This window comes from Aurantivibrio infirmus (assembly GCF_054767315.1).
Genome location: NZ_BAAFSK010000016.1, coordinates 1 through 2,448, shown reverse-complemented (window position 1 = coordinate 2,448; position 2,448 = coordinate 1). Strand labels below are relative to the sequence as shown.

Here is a 2,448-nt window from a genome sequence, read left to right as displayed (position 1 = left end):
GACCGGATGACAAGTCAAAGGCCCTTCGCCACCGGCATTTTCTTTGGGGTTGCAGCTACCGTTCAGACAAACAGGGCTCGCGTAGAAAAAATAATACTCGTCACAAACATCTGGCTCACCAGCGCCTCCACTATAGGCACTGCAAGGTTGCGAGCGAGGGCCATTAGCTCCATGTCCCTGCATAAATATCCAAACTTTCGCACTTAGATTCCCGAAATGAACGGTACTGCAATCATTGTCAGGTGCCGAGTTAACGCAAGCTTCTTCGGCCTTGGCAGCGGTAACATGAAACTCAACACTCACTGACGTTGCATCGTAGGTATAGGATAGCGGACAATAAACCAATGCCACGAGCCAAATCCATTTCAAACTCCAATGGCTTACGGGATTTCGATATGAACTCGTAACGTTTTTCATCGTGGGCATCATTTAAGTCTTTACTCCATTCGTATTTCCGCTTCAAAACTATCGCAAGCAACAAGCCGTATGTAATACCGTTGCAGCCAATCTTCTGTTTCTAATTGCTAACAACGATCTTTCCGCACGCCAACAATGACGGATCAGCGACACAAAATAACGATAAAAAAATCGTGAAATGAGAGGAACTAAATAAAGATAACTGATTCCGTGGTTCTTCCCTGATTTAGAATCACTCAAAGAATAATCAATACCTTGATCACTGTTTGGAAAGCAGATTTTTATTAATTGTGATTTTTAATGCGCGATTAAACACGATCTTAACGCCCAGGTCTATCATTCGAAAGTTTGAGATTGAGTGGTCTTCGAGCATTAATATGGAACAAAAAATTACCACGAGTTTTTTGAATAAAATATAAGCAATCACTGAGCACGATACTATTCATTTAATTTTTCTCGCGCATTTAATTAATATTCAGAAACGATTTCAATTAATTCGGTCAAAAACGGATATCTAAATCCGCCCACTCCTCTTCAGTATAAACATGGGTGTCTTTATTATTGCTAGGGAGTCTAGCCATGGAATCCGTTCCTTTAGCTGTTTGCGAAAAAATAAAATGAGCTGGAATTATAGTGAAAAAAACCTAACGAACCAAACGCGTAAAACACCTCGACATTTAAGTCTTATCTGACCCCACTTATCCTATTGGGCTATCGACGCTCACCTGGGATATCGAATTGTCGGGTTTTATTCAATTGCCTTAGTTTCAGTCTAAACATTTTCACTGTGTTTAAAAAAACACTGGACACCTTATACTAAAAAACCGCATGTTCTCTAGTGAAATCCACGTTAGCAACCAATCTACCTTTTAAATCACTCTATTTGATCTGATTATTTATTTTTTTAAGAAATTTAATTATTTTTTATTTTATTTATTATAACGTGAGTGTCTTGATTAGTTGATCATCTGTATCAAAAAAACACTCATGACAGTTGTTACCGCGCCACATAATATGTTGGGCGCACCCAGGTGCATATAAGCGAGGGAGTCTAGCCATGGAATCCTTTCCTTTAGCTGTTTGCGAAAAAATAAAAATAAAATTATCTATTTAAAAAAATCAATTACTCTGACCCCTTGATTTTTTGATTTTTTCATGACCCCTTGATTTTTTCTGATTTATTTTTTTCTATTAGCTTAATCGTCTCACATTGACACTTAAAGTAGCCACCAGGAGAACATTTTATATTTACCGAGTAACATGTCTCTTCTTCAATCAAAAAATCATAGATACTAAAATTCGAACTTTTAATTTGAATATTACAATCCAAATTGCATACGCCAACGAAAACAATATCAACTGGACACAAACCCTTATACTCAGGAAGATCAAGAAAATTGCTGTTCAAATCATCGATGCTTATACTAAACGTCTGATTTTCTTTATTCCATGAAAAAGCGGTGATAAAGGCATCATGTAACCCCCCAAGCTCGCCGAAAAAAACCTTTGGTGCTTTGATTGTATTTTCAATTAACATTATTTCAACTCTTACTATTCGGTTATGGAATTGCCGCATTAGCAGGGATTGTGGGCCACAAAACCGGGATTAAAGATGGAAGCATCCTCAGGCAACGATAAACAACATATATAGTGCCCCCCACCGCCACCGTTGTTGCCACCTTTCTGCAATTGCTATCTTCATCACATTGACCACCTTCCCCATCATCAATCCCCGGTAGATCAGGAATATCCGTTCCTGGAGGCAAATGATCTTTTCCCCCATTGTGATGCCAGTGATCCTTTCCTTTCCAGCCTGGCTTTCCTGGCTGTTTGGGATGCCATTCCAAAGATGTCCCTGATTCATGATCCCACTTCTCTCCATTTGGGTTTCTATGACCATGATCCTGAGACCAACCATCTCCTAAGCCACCGGGATTGTCAGGAAGCTTTGCAAGTCCTCTAGGATCAAAAAACCCAACCGGATTCCCCCCCACATAAGCATAAGTATTTATACCACCAGCCAACCCAATA

Annotated in this window: 3 protein-coding genes; all 3 read right to left on the bottom strand. The window is 39.4% G+C overall.

The features are described 5' to 3' along the window. Nucleotides 1-417 (bottom strand): hypothetical protein (locus ACYUCY_RS18270; protein ID WP_460227977.1); only part of this gene is annotated, 417 nt, incomplete at its 3' end. 1,153 nt (nucleotides 418-1,570) lie between these two features. Further along, nucleotides 1,571-1,954: an Imm50 family immunity protein gene (locus ACYUCY_RS18265; protein WP_460227976.1), complete on the bottom strand. Its 384-nt coding sequence runs from the start codon at nucleotides 1,952-1,954 to the stop codon at nucleotides 1,571-1,573. 22 nt (nucleotides 1,955-1,976) lie between these two features. After that, nucleotides 1,977-2,448: hypothetical protein (locus tag ACYUCY_RS18260; RefSeq protein ID WP_460227975.1), on the bottom strand; the 472-nt coding region annotated here is incomplete at its 5' end.